This window comes from Amycolatopsis sp. cg9, from assembly GCF_041346945.1.
In the GTDB taxonomy this organism is placed as follows: Bacteria; Actinomycetota; Actinomycetes; order Mycobacteriales; family Pseudonocardiaceae; genus Amycolatopsis.
On record NZ_CP166850.1, the window covers coordinates 5,171,169 to 5,189,231 of the forward strand.

Annotated in this window: 16 protein-coding genes; 9 read left to right on the forward strand and 7 right to left on the reverse strand. The window is 73.6% G+C overall.

The features are described from left to right. Position 1 precedes the first annotated feature (1 nt). Together AB5J73_RS24735 and AB5J73_RS24740 are read right to left on the reverse strand one after the other, a co-directional pair. On the reverse strand, positions 2 to 643 hold the full coding sequence (locus AB5J73_RS24735) for a response regulator (protein ID WP_370973306.1): 642 nt from the start codon (positions 641 to 643) through the stop codon (positions 2 to 4). Continuing rightward, positions 640 to 1,755 carry a sensor histidine kinase gene (locus tag AB5J73_RS24740; RefSeq protein WP_370972695.1) on the reverse strand — a complete coding sequence of 372 codons (1,116 nt, stop codon included), beginning with the start codon at positions 1,753 to 1,755 and terminating at the stop codon, positions 640 to 642. The genes AB5J73_RS24735 and AB5J73_RS24740 overlap by 4 nt, the downstream gene beginning before the upstream one ends. Positions 1,756 to 1,851: 96 nt before the next feature. Between AB5J73_RS24740 and AB5J73_RS24745 the strand changes: the two genes are divergently transcribed. Next, the gene (locus AB5J73_RS24745; protein WP_370972698.1) at positions 1,852 to 2,706 is read left to right on the forward strand and encodes a M23 family metallopeptidase; all 855 of its coding nucleotides are present in this window, start codon (positions 1,852 to 1,854) and stop codon (positions 2,704 to 2,706) included. Positions 2,707 to 2,864: 158 nt separating this feature from the next. Next, positions 2,865 to 3,911, forward strand: coding sequence for a DUF4192 domain-containing protein (locus AB5J73_RS24750; RefSeq protein ID WP_370972701.1), 1,047 nt, complete (start codon positions 2,865 to 2,867; stop codon positions 3,909 to 3,911). A gap of 204 nt (positions 3,912 to 4,115) precedes the next feature. On the opposite strand, the gene galE is transcribed toward AB5J73_RS24750, so the two are convergent. From galE to AB5J73_RS24765, 3 genes are all read right to left on the reverse strand, one after another. Continuing rightward, positions 4,116 to 5,105: a UDP-glucose 4-epimerase GalE gene (gene galE / locus AB5J73_RS24755; protein WP_370972704.1), complete on the reverse strand. Its 990-nt coding sequence runs from the start codon at positions 5,103 to 5,105 to the stop codon at positions 4,116 to 4,118. 99 nt (positions 5,106 to 5,204) lie between these two features. Then, the gene (galK, locus tag AB5J73_RS24760; RefSeq protein ID WP_370972707.1) at positions 5,205 to 6,389 is read right to left on the reverse strand and encodes a galactokinase; all 1,185 of its coding nucleotides are present in this window, start codon (positions 6,387 to 6,389) and stop codon (positions 5,205 to 5,207) included. After that, on the reverse strand, positions 6,386 to 7,102 hold the full coding sequence (locus AB5J73_RS24765) for a metal-dependent transcriptional regulator (RefSeq protein WP_086865273.1): 717 nt from the start codon (positions 7,100 to 7,102) through the stop codon (positions 6,386 to 6,388). The genes galK and AB5J73_RS24765 overlap by 4 nt, the downstream gene beginning before the upstream one ends. Positions 7,103 to 7,315: 213 nt before the next feature. On the opposite strand from AB5J73_RS24765, the gene AB5J73_RS24770 reads away from it, so the two are divergent. The 4 genes from AB5J73_RS24770 (at position 7,316) to AB5J73_RS24785 (ending at position 13,887) form a co-directional block, all read left to right on the forward strand. Further along, on the forward strand, positions 7,316 to 8,161 hold the full coding sequence (locus AB5J73_RS24770; RefSeq protein WP_370972711.1) for a sulfurtransferase: 846 nt from the start codon (positions 7,316 to 7,318) through the stop codon (positions 8,159 to 8,161). A 200-nt stretch (positions 8,162 to 8,361) separates the two neighbouring features. Next, on the forward strand, positions 8,362 to 9,531 hold the full coding sequence (locus AB5J73_RS24775; RefSeq protein WP_370972715.1) for an acetoin utilization protein AcuC: 1,170 nt from the start codon (positions 8,362 to 8,364) through the stop codon (positions 9,529 to 9,531). Positions 9,532 to 9,533: 2 nt separating this feature from the next. Next, a complete protein-coding gene (locus AB5J73_RS24780) occupies positions 9,534 to 12,215 on the forward strand; it encodes a GNAT family N-acetyltransferase (RefSeq protein ID WP_370972718.1) in 2,682 nt (893 codons plus the stop codon). Between the two features lie 562 nt (positions 12,216 to 12,777). Beyond that, complete coding sequence (locus AB5J73_RS24785; RefSeq protein WP_370973308.1) at positions 12,778 to 13,887, forward strand: serine hydrolase domain-containing protein; 1,110 nt, start codon at positions 12,778 to 12,780, stop codon at positions 13,885 to 13,887. Here the strand turns inward: AB5J73_RS24785 and AB5J73_RS24790 are convergent. Further along, a complete protein-coding gene (locus AB5J73_RS24790) occupies positions 13,884 to 14,903 on the reverse strand; it encodes an acyl-CoA dehydrogenase family protein (protein WP_370972720.1) in 1,020 nt (339 codons plus the stop codon). The genes AB5J73_RS24785 and AB5J73_RS24790 overlap by 4 nt on opposite strands. A gap of 9 nt (positions 14,904 to 14,912) precedes the next feature. Continuing rightward, positions 14,913 to 16,076, reverse strand: coding sequence for an acyl-CoA dehydrogenase family protein (locus AB5J73_RS24795; protein ID WP_370972723.1), 1,164 nt, complete (start codon positions 16,074 to 16,076; stop codon positions 14,913 to 14,915). 70 nt (positions 16,077 to 16,146) lie between these two features. Between AB5J73_RS24795 and AB5J73_RS24800 the strand changes: the two genes are divergently transcribed. From AB5J73_RS24800 to AB5J73_RS24810, 3 genes are all read left to right on the forward strand, one after another. Further along, on the forward strand, positions 16,147 to 16,338 hold the full coding sequence (locus AB5J73_RS24800; protein ID WP_370972724.1) for a ferredoxin: 192 nt from the start codon (positions 16,147 to 16,149) through the stop codon (positions 16,336 to 16,338). An 84-nt stretch (positions 16,339 to 16,422) separates the two neighbouring features. Beyond that, a complete protein-coding gene (locus AB5J73_RS24805; protein ID WP_370972727.1) occupies positions 16,423 to 17,280 on the forward strand; it encodes a 3-oxoacyl-ACP reductase in 858 nt (285 codons plus the stop codon). Continuing rightward, positions 17,277 to 18,035 carry a glucose 1-dehydrogenase gene (locus AB5J73_RS24810; RefSeq protein WP_370972730.1) on the forward strand — a complete coding sequence of 253 codons (759 nt, stop codon included), beginning with the start codon at positions 17,277 to 17,279 and terminating at the stop codon, positions 18,033 to 18,035. Before AB5J73_RS24805 ends, AB5J73_RS24810 begins: the two co-directional genes overlap by 4 nt. Positions 18,036 to 18,063: the final 28 nt, after the last annotated feature.

An 18,063-nucleotide genomic window follows, 5' to 3' on the forward strand; every position in this document is an offset into this window, starting at 1 on the left:
GTCAGCCGGCGATGCCGGCCCGGTAGGCGAAGGCGACGGCCTGCGCGCGATCGCGCAGGCCCGCCTTGGCGAACAAGTGGTTGACGTGGGTCTTCACGGTCGCCTCGCTGACCACCAGGGTGCGCGCGATCTCGGTGTTCGACAGCCCCGCCGCGATCAGCCGCAGCACCTCGACCTCGCGCGCGGTCAGGCCGTCGACCTCCTTGACGCGCCGGGGTGCGCCCCGGGTGGCGGCTTCGACGAGCCGCCGCTGCAGTTCGCCGTCCACTGTGGACTGCCCGGCGGCGGCCGAGCGCAGCGCCCTGGCGATGGCCTCGGCGTCGGCGTCCTTGGTGAGGAACCCGCGGGCGCCGGCGCGCAACGCGGCCAGCAGCGACTCGTCGTCGGCGTACGTGGTCAGCACGACGACTTCGGTGCCGGGGTGCTCGGCGCGGACGCGCTCGGTGGTCTCCACGCCGTCGCAGCGCGGCATCCGCAGGTCCACCAGCACGACGTCGGGGTGGTGCTCGGCGACCAGGGCGAGCGCGGCGAGGCCGTCGGCGGCGGCACCGACCACCTCGACCCCGGGCAGCAGCCCGAGCAGCGTGACCAGGCCTTCCCGGACCACGGCCTGGTCGTCGGCCAGCACGACGCGCAGGGTCACGCCGGCACCGTCAGGTGAATCCGCCATCCGTCCTCCCCCGGCCCGCTCTCCACGTGCCCGTCGAGCAGCGCGACCCGTTCGCCCATCCCGCGCAAACCGTAGCCTGCCGCGGGTGCGTCCGGCGGCCGCCTGCCCTGCCGGTCGGTCACCGTCAGCCGCACCGATCCGTCGGCGTAGTCCAGCTTGACGTCGACATCGGCGTGCGCGGCGTGCTTGCGGGTGTTGGCCAGCGCCTCCTGCACCGCGCGGACCAGCGCGGTGCCGACCGCCGGGTCCAGTTCCCGCGGCTCGCCGTCGACCTCGAGGTCCGCGCGCGCCCCGCTGTCCAGCCGGTAGGCGGCCAGCAGGTCCGCGATCGCGCGTTCCGCCGGCACGGCGTCCTCGCGCAGCGCGGCGACGGCCTGGCGGGCTTCGGCGAGGCCTTCCGACGCCAGCTGCTGGGCCCGTTCGAGCTGGGCGACGGCGTCCGGGCTCGCCCCGTCGCGCACCAGCATCAGCCGGGCGCCCTGCAGGTTCAGCGAGAGCCCGGCGAGCGAGTGCGCGAGGACGTCGTGCAGTTCGCGGGCGATGCGGGCGCGTTCGGCCAGCGCGGCCGCGCGGGCGTGCTCCTCGTTGGCCGTCTGCGCGCGGGCCAGCGCCAGCTCGGTCTGCTCGATGCGGGCGATGCGGGCGCGCCGGTTCAACCCCATCAGCACGATCACGGCGAGGACCGCGTACGTCGACAGGGCGCTTTCCCAGAGGTCCTGGCGGAGCACCCAGACCGCGGTGATCAGCGCGGCGTTCAGCACGACCGCCAGCACGATGGGCACCGGGGACTGGCGCAGCACCACGAAGAACGTCGTGCTGAACATCGCGACCGACGCCCAGCTGCCCGGCAGGACCACCCACAGCGCGCCCGCGGACGCGATCACGGCGAGCGCCAGGACCGCCGACGACGTCCGGGCGCCGAGGTCCTGGACCCACGGCATCGGGATGGACAGGGCGAGGGTGACCCCGATCAGCACCCAGGCGAGCGCGTCCGCGCGGGGCATCGCGGTGACCATCGGCACCGCGATGAGGGCCCAGCGCAGCCAGCCCTGCGCCGAGGGGAACCTGGCTCGTCGGGGCATCATTCCGGGTGTCCTCCGCGGGTGCTTGTACGGAAAATGTACCGACGCGGGCTTCCCTTCGTGGAGTCAAGTTGTCCCGTTCGTCAGGAGGTTCCGCCCATGTCCAGGTTGCGACGGCTCGCCGTGCTCGCCGCCGCCGCGGCGCTGCCCGCGCTCGGCCTCACCCTCGCCGGCCAGGCGACCGCCTCGGCCGCGCCGAACTTCCAGGTGCCGTTCAAGTGCGGCGTCACGGTGACCGCGGCGACGTTCAGCGGCCACAGCCCGGCGTACTCCGTCGACTTCCAGAAGGACGGCATCACCGGGATGCCCGTGCTCGCCTCGGCGTCCGGCACGGTGACGCGCGTCGCCGACGAAGGCAGCACGAGCTACGGCAAGTGGATCGAGCTGGACCACGGTGGCGGCTGGCGCACCCGGTACGCGCACCTGTCGGCCCAGGAGGTCTCGGTCGGCCAGTCGGTCGCCGGCGGCAGGGAGATCGGCAAGGCGGGCGCGACCGGCGGGGTCACCGGGCCGCACCTGCACTTCGAGGAGCGGCTGGACGGCGTGGTGCAGAAGGCGAAGCTGAACGGCGTCGCCGTGCCGTACTACGGCCACACGAACTTCACGAGCAAGAACGGCTGCGGCGGCAACCCGTACTCCGCCGAAGAGGTCTGCGGCTCGGGCTTCTCGGTCATCGACCAGCAGGGCCTGGCGAACTCCTCGGGCACGGCGTACCTGCTGTACAACGCCTCGACCCAGGCGAACTGCGTGACGACGCTGAAGGCGACGTCGCTCGGCACGGCCAGCCCGGTCGCGGCGTTCCTCGAGGTCCAGGGCTCGACCCGGGTGACCGACTCCGGCAGCTTCACCTACTACGCCGGGCCGGTGAAGAAGACGGCCGGGTCCACCTGCGTGAAGTGGGGCGGTTCGGTCGGGAGCAACACCTACGAAAGCGGCTTCGAGCACTGCGGGTGACCCGCGCCGGTCGGTGGGGCCGGGCAGCATAGCCCGCCCCACCGACAGGAACGGCCCGCGCGGCCGTCCCCGGGCCGGATCCGTCCACATCGGTCCCGGCCATCCACAGATTTGCCGCGACCGCCCCAGCCGGCCCCGTCGTGCCCCACGGTGGAGGCATGACCACTGCCACCCCGGCCGGCCGGTTGCCGGTCGACCTCCGAGACCCCGCGCTGCTGCTGGCCGCGCTCCCGTACCTGATCGGCTTCCGCCCCGAGAAGTCCGTCGTCCTGCTCGGCCACCGCGCTCCCGAGGGCGACCGCACAGGCCTGGTCCTGCGCGCCGACGTCCCCCGGCGGGAAGACCGCGCCCGCCAAGCGCGGGCGATCGCTCCACGGTTCGCGGCGGGCCGCCACGCGGGCGTGACCGTCGCGCTCGTCGGTAGCCGGCGAAGACCCGGCAGCCCGCCGCCGCACGCGGGCTTCGTCAAGCACCTGGAGACGGCGCTGGGCGAGTACGGCCTCCCGGTCCTGCACGCGTTGTGGACACCGGGCATCACCACGAACGCGCCGTGGGCCTGCTACACCGACGAGGACTGCGCCGGCCGGCTCCCGGACCCCCGCGCGACGGTGGTGGCGGCCGCCGCCACCGAGGCCGGCCGGGTGGTGTTCGACAGCCGCGCCGAGCTGGCGGCGCTCCTCGACCCGCGCTGCCCGGAGGCCCTCGCCCGCCGGGCGGACTTGCTGACCCGGCTGCCCGAACCGGTCGACTTCGACCCGGCGTCGGAGATCAGGGCCGCGTTGGCCCGCCAGCGCCGGGGCGAAGGACCGCCGAGCGACGAGGAAGCCGTCCGGCTGGCGAGCGCCCTGACGATCCCGGAGATCCGCGACGCGTGCCTCAGCACGGCGGTCCCACCGCACAGCTCGACAGCCCGGGAAGCGGAGTGCCTGTGGCTGACGCTGGTCCGCGAGCTCCCGGCCCCGGAACGCGCGGAGCCGGCCGCCTTGCTGGGCTATGCGGCCTACCTGCGCGGCGAGGGCACGTTCGCGGGCATGGCCCTGGAGAACGCGCTGACGGCGGACCCGGGCCACGTCTTGGCGGACCTGCTGCTGAAGGTGCTGGACCGCGGCATGCCCCCGGAACAGTTGCTGGGCCTGGCGAGCTGCGCCGAACCGTCCGGCTTCGGGCCGATCCTGCCGGACCCCGAGCCGAGCCGTGCCGGATGAGCCGCGGTCCCCGGCGGACTGTCGCGAGTGGACGCTCCGCGGCCGGGGGAGCGGTTTGCCCGCCACCCACGGCGGCTCAGCCCCGGCCGGCCCGGGCTCCCAGGCGTCGGTGGCCGGCCGCCACGAGCGGGGGAGGCCGTCGCGGTGCTGCCGGCGCGGGCGCTCTGTACGCGAGAGCCCCGAGCTTCAGGGCCGGCCGGTGCCTCAGCCCTGGGCGGCGCGGCGGGCCTGGGTGAACTCCCAGGCGTCGCGGACGATCCCGGTCAGTTCGGTCCGCTCGGGCTTCCAGCCGAGCTCTTCCCGGGCGCGGTCGCTGGCCGCCACGAGCACCGACGGGTCGCCGGCGCGGCGCGGGGCCACCGCGGCCGGCACCGCGTGGCCGGTGACCTCGCGGCAGGCCTCGATCACCTCGAGGACGGAGAACCCGGTGCCGTTGCCCAGGTTGTAGATGCGGTGCTCGCCCGCGGTCGCGTGCTTCAGCGCCAGCAGGTGCGCGTCCGCGAGGTCCACGACGTGGATGTAGTCGCGCACCGCGGTGCGGTCCGGCGTCGGGTAGTCGTCGCCGAAGATCGAGATGTGCTCGCGGTCGCCGGTGGCGACCTGCAGGACGAGGGGGATGAGATGGGTTTCCGTGGCGTGGCGCTCGCCGAAGGCGCCGTACGCGCCGGCGACGTTGAAGTAGCGCAGGCTCACCGCGGCCAGGCCGTGCGCGGTGGCGAAGCTGGTGATCGCGGCGTCGATGGCGAGCTTCGTGGCGCCGTAGGTGTTGGTCGGCCGGGTCGGCGCCGACTCCGGGATCGGCGACTGCTCCGGCTCGCCGTAGGTCGCCGCGGTCGAGGAGAACACCAGCCGGGGCGTGCCGTGCTCCTGCATGGCCTCGAGCAGCCGCAGCGACGTGACGACGTTGCCTTCCCAGTACTTCGCCGGCTCCGTCATCGACTCGCCGACCAGCGACTTGGCCGCGAAGTGCAGCACGCCGTCGAAGCCCTCGCGCAGCAGGCTGCCCGCCACCTCGGCGGCGTCGCCTTCGATGAACCGCGCGTCCGGGTGGACGGCGTCGGCGTGCCCGGTGGACAGGTCGTCGACCACGGTGACCTGGTGCCCGGCTTCGACCAGCCGGGCTGCGCAGACACTGCCGACGTACCCCGCTCCGCCCGTCACGACCAGCTTCAGGGCGTTGCTCTGCTCCGACACGTCCAGGCCTTTCTGCCGAGGGTGGTGATGCGCTCCAGTCTTCCCCCTCGGCGACGCGCGAGTCCGCGCGGGGGTTGCCCCGGACGGACCCGCGCGGCCTCAGACCTCGTCGCGGCCGGCGCCGCGGGAGGGCACCGCGGTGAACATCCGCGGGCGTCGGTAGCCGGCTTTCTCGTACGCCGCTTCGACGGCCGCCTTGACCCGGTCCAGGTCGGCGTCGCGGACCAGCGCGATGGCCGAGCCGCCGAAGCCGCCGCCGGTCATCCGCGAGCCGAGGGCGCCGGCTTCCCGCGCCGAGTCGACCGCGAGGTCCAGCTCGGCCGTGGAGATCCGGTAGTCGTCGCGCATGCTGACGTGCGAGGCGTCCAGGTACGGCCCGATCTCGGCCAGCCGCCCGGCGCGCAGCAGCTCGACCGTCTCGAGCACCCGCTGGTTTTCGGTGACGACGTGCCGCACCAGCGGCACCAGGTCGTCCGGCAGCCGGTCGAGGGCCTCGGCGAGGCCGTCGACGGTGACGTCGCGCAGCGCCTTCACCCCGAGCAGCTCGGCCGCTCGCTCGGTGCCGCGGCGGCGCTCGCCGTAGCCGCCTTCGGCGTGCGAGTGCTTGGTGCGGGTGTCGATGATCAGCACCTGCAGCCCGGCCTCGGCCAGGCCGAACGGCACCTGCTCCTGCTCGCCCGACCGCACGTCGAGGAACAGCACGTGCGACTCGGTGCAGCAGAGGGACGCCGTCTGGTCGAGCAGGCCGGTGGGCGCGCCGACGAAGTCGTTTTCCGAGTGCTGCACCCACCGCGCCACCTGGGGCCGCGTCGGGACGCGGTCGCCGGGAGCGCCGAGCTCCAGGCCGGCCAGGCCCAGCAACGCCAGCGACACCGCGCACTCGAGCGCGTGGGAGGAGGACAGCCCCGCCCCGGACGGCACGTCCCCGGCGATCACCAGGTCGGCGCCGCCGGTGAAGCCCTGGTCGCGCAGCACCCAGGCGACGCCCGCCGGGTACGCGGCCCACCCGTCGACCGTGCCCGGCGCCAGGTCGGCGATCTTGAGTTCGCCGGAGCGCTGGAGCTGGCCGTCGTCGCCGAGGGTGGCCACGGACAGGACGCCGTCCTCGCGGGGCGCCGCGGCCGCGGCCAGGCGGTGCGGCAGGGCGAACGGGAGCACGAAGCCGTCGTTGTAGTCGGTGTGCTCGCCGATCAGGTTGACCCGCCCGGGCGCCGACCAGACGCCGGTGGGCGCGGTGCCGTGGACCGTGCGGAACGCCGCCACGGCCTCCGAAGCGGGGCTCACCTGGCCTGCGCCAGGACGGCGTGCAGCGCGGAGGTGGCGACCTGGGCGGTGGTGTCCCCGCCGGTGACCTCGATGGTGCCGCCGTTGGCCTTGCCGATGGTGACCGTGCCGCCCGGCACGATGCCGACCGACTTGAGCTCGGTCATCAGCGACTCGTCCAGCTGGACGTGCTCGGCGATGCGCCGGATCTCGACGCGGCCGCCACCGGTGCGGGCGAACTCGTCGAGCCGGACGAGGTCGGCCTCGGCCGGCGGCGCGGGGTCGCCGTCGCCCAGCTTGTCCAGGCCCGGGATCGGGTTGCCGTACGGGGAGGTGGTCGGGTGGTCGAGCAGCTTGACCAGCTTGCGCTCGACGGCTTCGCTCATCACGTGCTCCCACCGGCACGCCTCGTTGTGCACGTGCTCCCACTCGAGCCCGATCACGTCGACGAGGAGGCGCTCGGCCAGGCGGTGCTTGCGCATGACGGCGATGGCCAGTTCGCGGCCGTGGTCGGTCAGCTGGAGGTGCCGGTCGTCGGCGACCACGACCAGTCCGTCGCGTTCCATCCGGGCGACGGTCTGGCTCACGGTCGGGCCGCTCTGCTGCAGGCGCTCGGCGATGCGGGCGCGCAGCGGAACGACACCTTCTTCTTCGAGCTCGTAGATCGTACGCAAGTACATCTCGGTGGTGTCGATGAGATCGTTCACGCTGTCCCCTTCGTCCGCGTTGCTCATCGTAGTCGTTGGCACCGACAGCGGCGGCGGGCCTGGCGGATACTGTGCCGTCAGTTACCGAGCCGACGGCAGCCGCGGCGGAAACCGCCGCCTCGCGCGGATCGGCTGCGGGCCGGGTCCGCCTGCGTCAGGCTGGATCGGCGCCGACTCGCCGGTAGGGGAGATGTCCGCACCCCGGCGCGGCCGGGCGCCGGGCCGCTGCAAGATGGGGGCATGCGTCCGCTGATCAGCACCACCGACCTCGCCGCCGCGCTGGCGGGCCCGGCCGCCGAACGGCCCGTCGTCCTCGACGTCCGCTGGCGGCTCGCCGGCCCGCCCGGCGCCGAGTCCTACGCGGCGGGCCACATCCCCGGCGCGGTGTTCGTCGACCTCGACCGAGCCCTCGCGGCCGAGCCGGGCGAAGGCGGCCGCCACCCCCTGCCCACCCCGGCCGACCTGCAGCGCGACCTGCGCGCGGCGGGCGTGCGGACAGGTCACCCGGTGGTGGCCTACGACGACGCCGACGGCTCGGTGGCGGCCCGCGCGTGGTGGCTGCTGCGCTGGGCGGGCCACGAAGAGGTGGCGGTCCTCGACGGCGGTTACGCGGCGTGGTCGGCCGAAGAACACCCGGTCAGCATCGAGCCGGCGGACCCGGCCCCGGGCGACATCACCGTCCACCCGGGCGCGATGCCGGTCCTCGACGCGGACGAAGCAGCCGCCCTGGCCCGCGACGGCCTCCTCCTCGACGCCCGGGCAACCCCGCGCTACGCGGGCGAGACGGAACCGGTCGACCCGCGCGCGGGCCACATCCCGGGCGCGGTGAACGCCCCCTTCTCCGGCCACATCGCCGACAACGGCCGCTGGCACGCCTCGGCGGAGCTGGCAGCGCGCTTCGCGGACCTGGGCCTGCGCCCAGGCGAGCCGGTCGCCGCCTACTGCGGCTCAGGGGTGACGGCGAGTTCGGTGGTACTGGCCCTGGAACTGGCCGGCCACCCGGGCGCAGGCCTGTACGCGGGCTCCTGGTCCCACTGGTCCCGCAACCCCGACCGCCCCGCGGCGACAGGCCCCCTGCCCGGCTGACTGCTTGCCCACAGGCGCGACGGGCCCCGCCGCCCAACCGGCGGCGCCCGGACGCACTCGCGCAACGCGCCGCGGTGCTCGGCCGACTGGTGGGCCTGCCTGCACCCCGCCCGCCGCCAGGCCCCCGACCGGCGTCCACACCCCGACCGGCTGTACTTCAGGGACACACAGTCCCCCGAACGGCACTACAGTCGGACACTATGTCGCCGGCCGTCGTTTGGGACTCCGCCCTTCTCGGTTATGACCTGGGTGGGGATCACCCGTTCAACCCCGTCCGGCTGGAGCTCACCGTCCGGCTGGCCACCGAGCTCGGGGTGCTCGACGACGTCCCGCTCCTGGTGCCGACCGCCGCCGGGGACGAAGAGCTGCTCCGGGTGCACGCTCCCGAATACCTCGCCGCCGTGCGGGAGGCGCCGCTCGTCGGGTGGGATGTCGGGCACGGGCTCGGGACTTCCGACAACCCCGTCTTCTCCGACATGCACGACGCCTCCGCGCTCGTCGTCGGGTCCACCCTGCTCGCCGCCCGCAAGATCGCCGAGGGCGAGGCCACCCGCGCGGTCAACATCGCCGGCGGGCTGCACCACGCCATGCGCGACCAGGCGTCCGGGTTCTGCGTCTACAACGACTGCGCGGTCGCCATCTCGTGGCTGCTCGACCACGGCTTCGAGCGGATCGCCTACATCGACACCGACGTCCACCACGGCGACGGGGTCCAGGCCGCCTTCTACGACGACCCGCGCGTCCTCACCATCTCGCTGCACCAGCACCCCTTCACGCTCTGGCCGGGCACCGGCTACTCCGCCGAGACCGGCCGCGGGAAGGCCGACGGGACCGCCGTCAACATCCCGTTGCCGCCGCGCACGCGCGACCCCGGCTGGCTGCGCGCCTTCACCGCCGTCGTCCCCTCGCTGCTCGCCGACTTCGAACCGCAGCTGCTCTTCACCCAGTGCGGCGTCGACTCGCACGAGGAAGACCCGCTCGCCGACCTCTCGCTGTCCGTCGACGGGCACCGGACCATCTACACCACCCTCCGCGACCTCGCCGAGACCTACGCCGGCGGCAAGTGGATCGCCGTCGGCGGGGGTGGGTACCAGCTGATCCGCGTCGTGCCGCGGTCGTGGACGCACCTGATCGCCACCGTCCTCGACCGGGACGTCGACCCGGCGACGCCGCTGCCGCCGGGCTGGACCGCCACCGTCGGGAAGGCCGCGCCGCACGCCGAGCTCCCGCGGGCGATGACCGACGACCGCGACACCGGGTTCAAGCCGTGGGGCGACGGCGAGGACGATCCCGTCGACATCGCCGTCCGGGACACCCGCCGTGCCGTGTTCCCCTTGCACGGCCTCGACCCGGACGACCCCAGGGACTGATCATGACCGGCCGGGACCCCTTCGACTACCCCCGCGACTGGGAGGCCGACGTCGTGCTGTCCGACGGCGGCACCGTCCACCTCCGTCCGATCGTGCCCACCGACGCCGACGGGCTGGTCGCCTTCCACGGCAAGCTGTCCGAACGCACGCGGTACTTCCGCTACTTCGGCGCCTACCCGCGGATCCCGGAGAAGGACCTCAAGCGGTTCTCCACCGTCGACCACCACGACCGGGTCGCGTTCGCCGCGTTCCTGGGCGACGACATCGTGGCCGTCGGGCGGTACGAGCGGCTGGACAGCGGGCCGTCGGCGGAGGTCGCCTTCGTCGTGAGCGACGCGCACCAGGGACGCGGGCTCGGCTCGATCCTGCTCGAACACCTCGCCGCCGCCGCGTCGGAGTGCGGGTTGCGCCGGTTCGTCGCCGAGGTGCTCGCCGAGAACGCCGCCATGGTGCGGGTCTTCCGCGACGCCGGCTACCAGGTCAGCCGCGAGATCGAGGAAGGCGTGCTGCACCTGGAGTTCGACATCGACCCGACCGAGGAGTCGCTCGCCGTCGCGCGGTCGCGGGAGCAGGCGGCCGAGGCGCGCAGCGTGCACAACCTGCTGCACCCGGCGTCGGTCGCGGTGATCGGCGCTTCCGCCGAGCCGAACAAGGTCGGCCACGTCGCCTTCGTGAACCTGCTGGCTGCCGCGTTCACCGGCACGGTCTACCCGGTCAACCCCGAGCACCGCGCCATCCGCGGTGTCCGGGCGTACCCGTCCGTGCTGGACATCCCGGACCCGGTCGACCTGGCCGTCGTCGCGGTGCCCGCCGAGGCCGTCGAGTCCGTTTTGGACGCTTGCCTGGCCAAGGGCGTGAAGACGCTGCTGATCCTGTCGAGCGGCTTCGCCGAAGCCGGGCCGCACGGCCTGCACGCCGAGCTGCGGCTGGTCGGCGAAGCGCGGGCGCACGGCATGCGCGTGGTCGGCCCGAACGCCCTCGGCGTGCTCAACACCGCGCCCGGCATCCGGCTGAACGCCACGCTCGCGCCGCGGCTGCCGGGCCGCGGGCGCACGGGGTTCTTCTGCCAGTCCGGCGCGCTGGGCACCGCGATCCTCGCCGACGCCGAAGCGCGCGGCCTCGGGCTGTCGACGTTCGTCTCGGCGGGCAACCGCGCCGACGTCTCGGGCAACGACCTGCTGCAGTACTGGGAAACCGACCCGGACACCGATCTCGTGCTGCTGTACCTCGAGTCCTTCGGCAACCCGCGCAAGTTCGCGCGGCTGGCCCGGCGGCTCGCGCGCACGAAACCGATCGTCGCGGTGAAGTCGGGGCGGCACGCGGTCCGCCCGCAGCTGGCCGCGACGTCCACCGAGATCGACGAAGCCAGCGTCCAGGCGCTGTTCGAACAGGCCGGCGTCGTGCGGGTGGAGTCGCTGGCGCAGCTGTTCGACACCGCGCTCGTGTTCGCCCACCAGCCGCTGCCCGCCGGGCCGCGGGTCGCGATCGTCGGCAACTCCAGCGCGATCGGGCTGCTGGCCGCGGACACCGCGCGGATGCAGGGGCTGCGGCTGGCCTCGGACCCGGTGGACGTCGGCCCGCAGGCGAGCCCGGAGGACTTCGCGAAGGCGGTCGGCGAGGCGCTGACCTCGCCGGAGACCGACGCGCTGGTCGTCGTCTTCGCACCGCCGATCGCCATCCCCGGCACCGCGTACGCGCGCGCCCTGCGGGAGACCGTGGTCGAACTGGGGCAGCGCAAGCCGATCGTCTCGACGTTCCTCGCGGCCGAAGGCGTGCCGGACGAACTGGCGGTGTTCACCGGCGACGGCGTCCCGACGCGCGGTTCGATCCCGTCGTACCCGAGCCCGGAACGCGCGGTGAACGCGCTCGCGAGGGTCGTCCGGTACGCGGCGTGGCGGCAGCGCCCGCAGGGCACTTTGGTGCGGCCGCAGGGGATCCACACCGAGCAGGCGCAGGGTCTCGTCCGCGAGCTGCTGGAAACCGAGAGCGGCAAGACGACGCTGCTGTCCGACACCGACGTCGTGCGGCTGCTCGGCTGCTACGGCATCGACGTCGTGCCGTTCCGCATAGTGTCCACTGTGGACGAAGCGGTCGCGGCGGCGGCGGAGCTGGGCTACCCGGTGACGCTCAAGGCGGTCGACGAACGCCTGCGCGGCCGCCCCGACCTGGCCGGGGTGCGGCTCGACCTGGCTTCCGGCGATTCGGTGCGCACCGCCTACGAAACGCTGCGCGAGATCTCCGGCGACGACGACGTCTACGTCCAGCGGATGGCGCCGAAGGGCCTGTCGTGCGTGATCGGGCTGCAGGACGACCCGTCGTTCGGCACGCTCGTCTCGTTCGGGCTGTCCGGGCTGGTCAGCACGCTGCTGGGCGACCGCGCCTACCGCGCGGTACCACTGACCGACGTCGACGCGGCCACCCTGCTGCGCGAACCGCGAACGGCGCCCCTGCTCACCGGCTACCGCGGCGACGAGCCCGCCGACCTCGCCGCGCTGCAGGACATGGTGCTGCGCGTGGCCGCGCTCGCCGAGGACAACCCCGAGGTGCGCTCACTGGTGCTCGACCCGATCCTGGCCTCACCGGACGGCGCTTTCGTCGCCAACGCGCGCCTGGTGCTGGGCCTCCCCCCGACCCGGCCCGACACCGGCCCGCGCCGCCTCCGCGCGATCAACCCCGTGGACTGACATGGCCCCACCGAACGACCCAGCCGGACACCGGCCCGCGCAGCCGGCCCGCCCACCCGACCCGGCTTACGTGACCGACCCGGCCGCCGCGGCTGATCCGGCGACGCCCGCTGGCCCCGCTGCATCGGCTGAACCGGCGACGCCGGCCGGTCCAGTCCCCGAGACCGACTCGGCGAGGCCGGCCGGCTCGGCCGCGTCGACTGGCCCGGCTGATCCGGCGACGCAGGCCAGTCCCGCTGCGCTGCCCGATCCGGCTGGGTCGCCCGGTTCGGCCGCGTCGGCGGGTTCGGCTGGGTCGCTCGGTTCGGCCGCGTCGGCGGGCCCGGCTGGTCCGTCCACGCCGGCCGGCCCCGCTGAGCTGCCCGATCCGGCTGGGTCGCCCGGTTCGGCCGCGCCAGCGTGCCTGGCTGGGCCGCCCGATCCGGCCCCGGCGGCTGACCCGTCCACGCCGGCTGATCCGGCGACGCCGGCCGGCCCGGCTCCCGAGACCGGCTCGGCGACGACGGCCGGCCCAGCCACGTCGCCCGCCCCCGGGACCGGCCCGCCGACCCTCACCGGGCTCCTGTCCCGCCACGCGGCGGACCTCCCCGGCGCCGTCGCGCTCGTCGCCCACGGCGACCAGGTCGAAGCCGCCGCCGTCGGCTCGGCCGATGCCCAGCGCACACTCCCGATGGCGCGGGACTCCCTGTTCCGCATCGCCTCCCTCACCAAACCGATCGTGGCCGCGGCGCTACTACTGCTCGTCGACGAAGGCGAACTAACCCTCGACGACCCCGTCGCGCGGTGGCTCCCGGAGCTGGCGTCGCCCGTCGTCGTCCGGACCCCCGGCGGCCCGGTGGACGACGTGGTGCCCGCCGTCCGGCCGATCGCCGTGGGCGATCTGCTGACCTTCCGGTGCGGGTACGGGCTCGCCGCCGACATGACGCTGCCCGCTGTCGATCTGCTGCTGCAGGTGCTCGGCCATCCGGCGGCGCCGCCGCGCGGGCTCGCCGCGGACGGGTGGCTGGCCGCGCTGGCGCAGGTGCCGCTGCTGCACCAGCCGGGCGAAGCGTGGCTCTACGACACCGGCTCGGACCTGCAGGGTGTGCTGATCTCGCGGGTCACCGGCCGTCCGCTGCCGGAGTTCCTGGCGGAGCACCTGTTCGAGCCGCTGGGCATGGCCGACACCGGGTTCACCGTGCCGACGGCGGCGCTGGGCCGGCTGACCAGCGCGTACCGGCGCGGTGCGGACGGGCTCCGGCTGATCGACTCGCCGGAAGGCCGGTGGAGCACTCCGCCGTCGTTCCCGTCCGGGTCCGGCGGGCTCGTCTCGACCGCCGACGACCTGCTCGCGTTCGGCCGCTTCCTGCTGGCCGAAGGCACGGCGGGTGAGCGGCGGCTGCTGTCGCCGCGGTCGGTGCGCGCGATGACGACGAACCACCTGACGCCGGCGCAGCGGGCCGCGGGGCGGGAGTTCCTGCGGGGCCAGGGCTGGGGGTACGGCGGTTCGGTGGACGTCGAGCCGCGGCGGCCCGGTGAGGTGGCGGGCCGCTACGGCTGGGTCGGCGGTGCCGGAACGGCGTGGCACGTCGTCCCGTCGACCGGCACGGTTTCGGTGCTGCTGACCCAGGTCGAGCTGACCAGCCCCGAGCCGACCCCGCTGATGCGCGAGTTCTGGGCGTACGCCGCTTAGCCGTCCGCGAGTGCGTCGCCCAGGGCCAGCAGCTGCGAGGTCGCCGAGCCGAGCTCGAACTCCAGGCGCTTCGCCGCCGTGAAGTAGCGGTGCACCACGTGGTCGACGTCGATGCCGACGCCGCCGTGGACGTGGACCGCCGTGTGGGCCACCCGGTGGCCCGCCTCCGCGGCCCAGAACTTCGCCGTCGCCACCGCCTCCGTCGCGGGGAGGTCCGAAGCCAGCCGCCACGCGGCCTGCAGGGTCGTCAGCCGGACCGCTTCGACGTCGACGTACGCGTCCGCGAGGCGCTGGCGGACCGCCTGGAACCCGCCGATGACGTGGTCGAACTGCCTGCGCTCGCCGGCGTACGCCGCGGTCAGCTCCAGCGCCCGTTCGACGACGCCGAGCTGCTGCGCGCAGACGCCCACGGTTCCGCGCAGGCGCAGCCACCCGGCGATGTCTCCCAGCGAGATCCCCGGGGCGTCGGACAGTTCCAGCAGGCACGCGTCCGCGTGATCGGTGGTCCGCTGCGGCCGCACCGAGACCCCGGGCGCGGCCGCGTCGACCAGGAAGACCTCGTCCGCAGCGGCGACCAGGAACCCGTGCGCGAACGCGCCGGACGCGACCGCGGGCGCGGTGCCGGACAGCTTGCCGCCGGCGGAGGTGAACCCGGACAGCGCCACGGCCAGGACGCGCTCGCCGCGCAGCACCGGCAGCACCCAGCGGTCCACCAGCTCCGGCGTGCCGAACTCCGCCAGCGCCGACGCCGCCATCGTGATCGACGGCAGGTAGGGGACCGCGGCCACGGCGCGGCCGATCTCGGTCAGCACCGCGCACTGCTCCAGCAGGCCGAACCCGCCGCCGCCGAGCGACGACGGCAGCGCCGCGTCCAGCACGCCCGCCTGGCCGAGCGCCGTCCACAGCGGAGCGTCGAAGCCGCCGGTGCCGTGCGGGTCGTGGGTGGTCTTGCCGGCGAGGATCCGCCGGCTCAGCGCGGCGAGGTCGGCCGACGCCTCGGAGGGGGTGAAGTCCATGAGGGGCTCCTAGCGCGTGACGGGCAGGCCGAGTGCGGTGGCGGCGATCATGTCCCGCTGGATTTCGTTGGTGCCGCCGCCGAAGGTGAGGATGAGCGCCGACCGGTGCAGCCGTTCGATCCGCCCGGCCAGCAGCGCGCCCGGCGACCCTTCGCGGACGACGGCGGCCGCACCGAGCACCTCCATCAGCAGCCGGTAGGCCTCGATCGCGAACTCCGTGCCGTACACCTTCGTCGCCGACGCCTCCGCCGGGCCGAGCTCGCTCGCCGCGGCCGCCCAGGCGATCCGCCAGTTCCGCAGCTTCAGGTACTCCGCGCCGGCGTGCACCCGCGCGAGGTGCAGCCGCACCCATTCCTGCTCGATGGCGCCGGTCTCCTTCGCCCACGCCAGGACGTCGGCCAGCGCCTTGCGCACCGGCGCCGCGGACGTCAGCGCGACGCGCTCGTGGTTGAGCTGGTTGGTGATCAGCGGCCAGCCCGCGTTCTCCTCGGCGACGCGCGCGGACACCGGCACGCGCACCTCGTCGTAGTACGTCGCGCTCGTGCCCGCGCCCGCGACCGTGTGCACCTTGGTCCACGAAAACCCCGGCGACGACGTCGGCACGATCAGCATCGACAGCCCGCGGTGCTTCTTCGCCTCCGGGTCGGTCCGCACGGCGAGCCAGACGTAGTCGGCGTACTCGATCAGGCTGGTCCACATCTTCTGCCCGGTGACGACGTACTCGTCGCCGTCGCGGACCGCGCGCGTCTTCAGCGAAGCCAGGTCCGTGCCGGCTTCCGGCTCGGAGTAGCCGATCGAGAAGTGCAGCTCGCCCGCGGCGATCTTCGGCAGGTAGGAGGCCTTCTGCTCGTCGGTGCCGTAGCGCATGATGGTCGGCCCGACGGTGTTCACCGTCAGGAAGGGGACCGGCACCCCGGCGACGGCCGCTTCGTCGGTGAAGATGAGCTGGTCGAGCATCGGCCGGCCCTGCCCGCCGTACTCCTGGGGCCAGCCCAGCGCGAGCCAGCCGTCCTTGCCCAGCTGCCGCACGATCTCCTTGTAGGCGGCGCCGTCGCCGTATTCGCCGCCGCCCGACCGGAGGCCTTCACGACGCTCGGGCGTCATCAGCTCGGTGAAATACTCCCGAAGTTCGACGGCCAGCGCGCGCTGCTCCGGCGTGTAGTCGATCCGCACCCGTCACCCCGATCCGGCGTTATAGTAGAACCTGTTCTAGTTGTACCAGGGCCGGCGCGGTGGAGGAAGCATGGAGATCGGCGTTGATCGACTGGCTTGCGAGGCGAACGCGGTGTGCGTGGGCTTCGCCCCGGACGTCTTCGACCTCGACGACGACGAGAACCTGGTGGTCCAGCCGGGCCCGGTCCCGGCCGATCAGGTAGAACGTGTTTCCGATGCAATCAAGGGATGTCCGAAGAACGCCCTGTTCATCGTCGGTTAGCGCCGTTCACTGAAAGGCTTGCCCAAACCGAGAACAGATTCTAGTCTAGGCCCGACATCTGGGACTCGACGAGGAGGCCTCGCGGTGAGCCTGACCGGCAGGATCGCGATCGTCACGGGCGCCGCCGCGGGGCTGGGCCGGGCCGAAGCGCTCGCGCTCGCCGCCGGCGGCGCCGCGGTGGTCGTCAACGACATCGGCGAACCGAAAGACGTCGTCGAAGAGATCGAAGCGGCGGGCGGCACGGCCGTCGCGGTCGCCGGCGACGTGGGGGAGCGGGCCACGGCCGACGCGCTCACGCAAGCCGCGCTCGACCTCGGCGGGCTGGACATCGTGGTCAACAACGCCGGCGTGCTGCGCGACAAGATGCTCTTCTCGATGTCCGACGACGACTGGGACACCGTGCTGCGCGTCCACCTGCGCGGGCACTTCCTGTTGTCCCGCAACGCCGCCAGGCACTGGCGCGAGAAGTCCAAAGCGGACGGGAAGCCGGTGTACGGCCGGCTGGTCAACACGGCGTCGGAGGCGTTCCTCATCGGCTCGCCCGGCCAGCCCAACTACGCCGCGGCGAAGGCGGGCATCACCGCGCTCACCATGTCGGCCGCCCGCGGCCTCGCCAAGTACGGCGTCCGCGCCAACGCGATCTGCCCGCGCGCGCGGACGGCGATGACCGAGGGCGTGTTCGGCGCCGCCCCTGCCGAAGGCGCCGATCCGCTCTCGGTCGAGCACGTCGCCCCCTTCGTCGCCTACCTCGCCTCGCCGGCCGCCGAGCACGTCAACGGCCAGGTGTTCGTGGTGCACGGCGGCACGGTCTCCCTGGTCGAAGCGCCGCGGATCGAGCGGCGCTGGAGCCTGGCCGAGCTCGAGACGTCGGTCAGCGCGTTCTTCGCCGAGCGCGATCCCGGCCGGATGTTCGCCGCCACCGAAATCCTGGAGGAGTCGTGAGGCTGGACGGGAAGATCGCCATCGTCACCGGGGCCGCGCGCGGCCAGGGCGAGGCCGCGGCCCGCGCGTTCGTCGCCGAGGGCGCGAAGGTGCTGGTCGCCGACATCCTCGACGACGAGGGCAAGCAGCTCGCCGCCGAGCTCGGTGCGCAAGCCGTCTACCAGCACCTCGACGTCGGCAGCGAGGACGACTGGGCGGCCGCCGTTGAGCGCGTGGTCACCGAGTTCGGGGCGCCGAACGTGCTGGTCAACAACGCGGGCATCCTCCACTTCTCCGAGCTGGGCAAGACGACGCTGGCCGATTACGAACGCGTGATCCGGGTGAACCAGATCGGGGCGTTTCTCGGGATGCGCTCGGTCGTTGAACCGATGACCGCCGCCGGCGGTGGCTCCATCGTCAACGTGTCCTCTGTGGAGGGTCTGGCCGGGATGCCGTACCTGATCGCCTACACCGCGAGCAAGTTCGCGATCCGCGGGATGACCAAGGTCGCGGCGATGGAACTCGGCAAGAAGCACATCCGGGTCAATTCCGTGCACCCCGGTGCGATCGATACCCAGATGGTTTCGACCGCGGCGGGCGGCCAGAAGGTCGACATGTCCTACGTCGGCAAGAAGGTCGCGCTCGGCCGCGTCGGGCAGCCGGAGGACATCGCGAAGCTGGTGCTGTTCCTGGCCAGCGACGAAAGCGCGTACTGCACCGGGGCGGAGTTCGTCGCGGACGGGGGAGCCACGGCCTCGCACGCGTTGAACTTCTGATCGGTTAACACCGCTAACGAAAATCGGT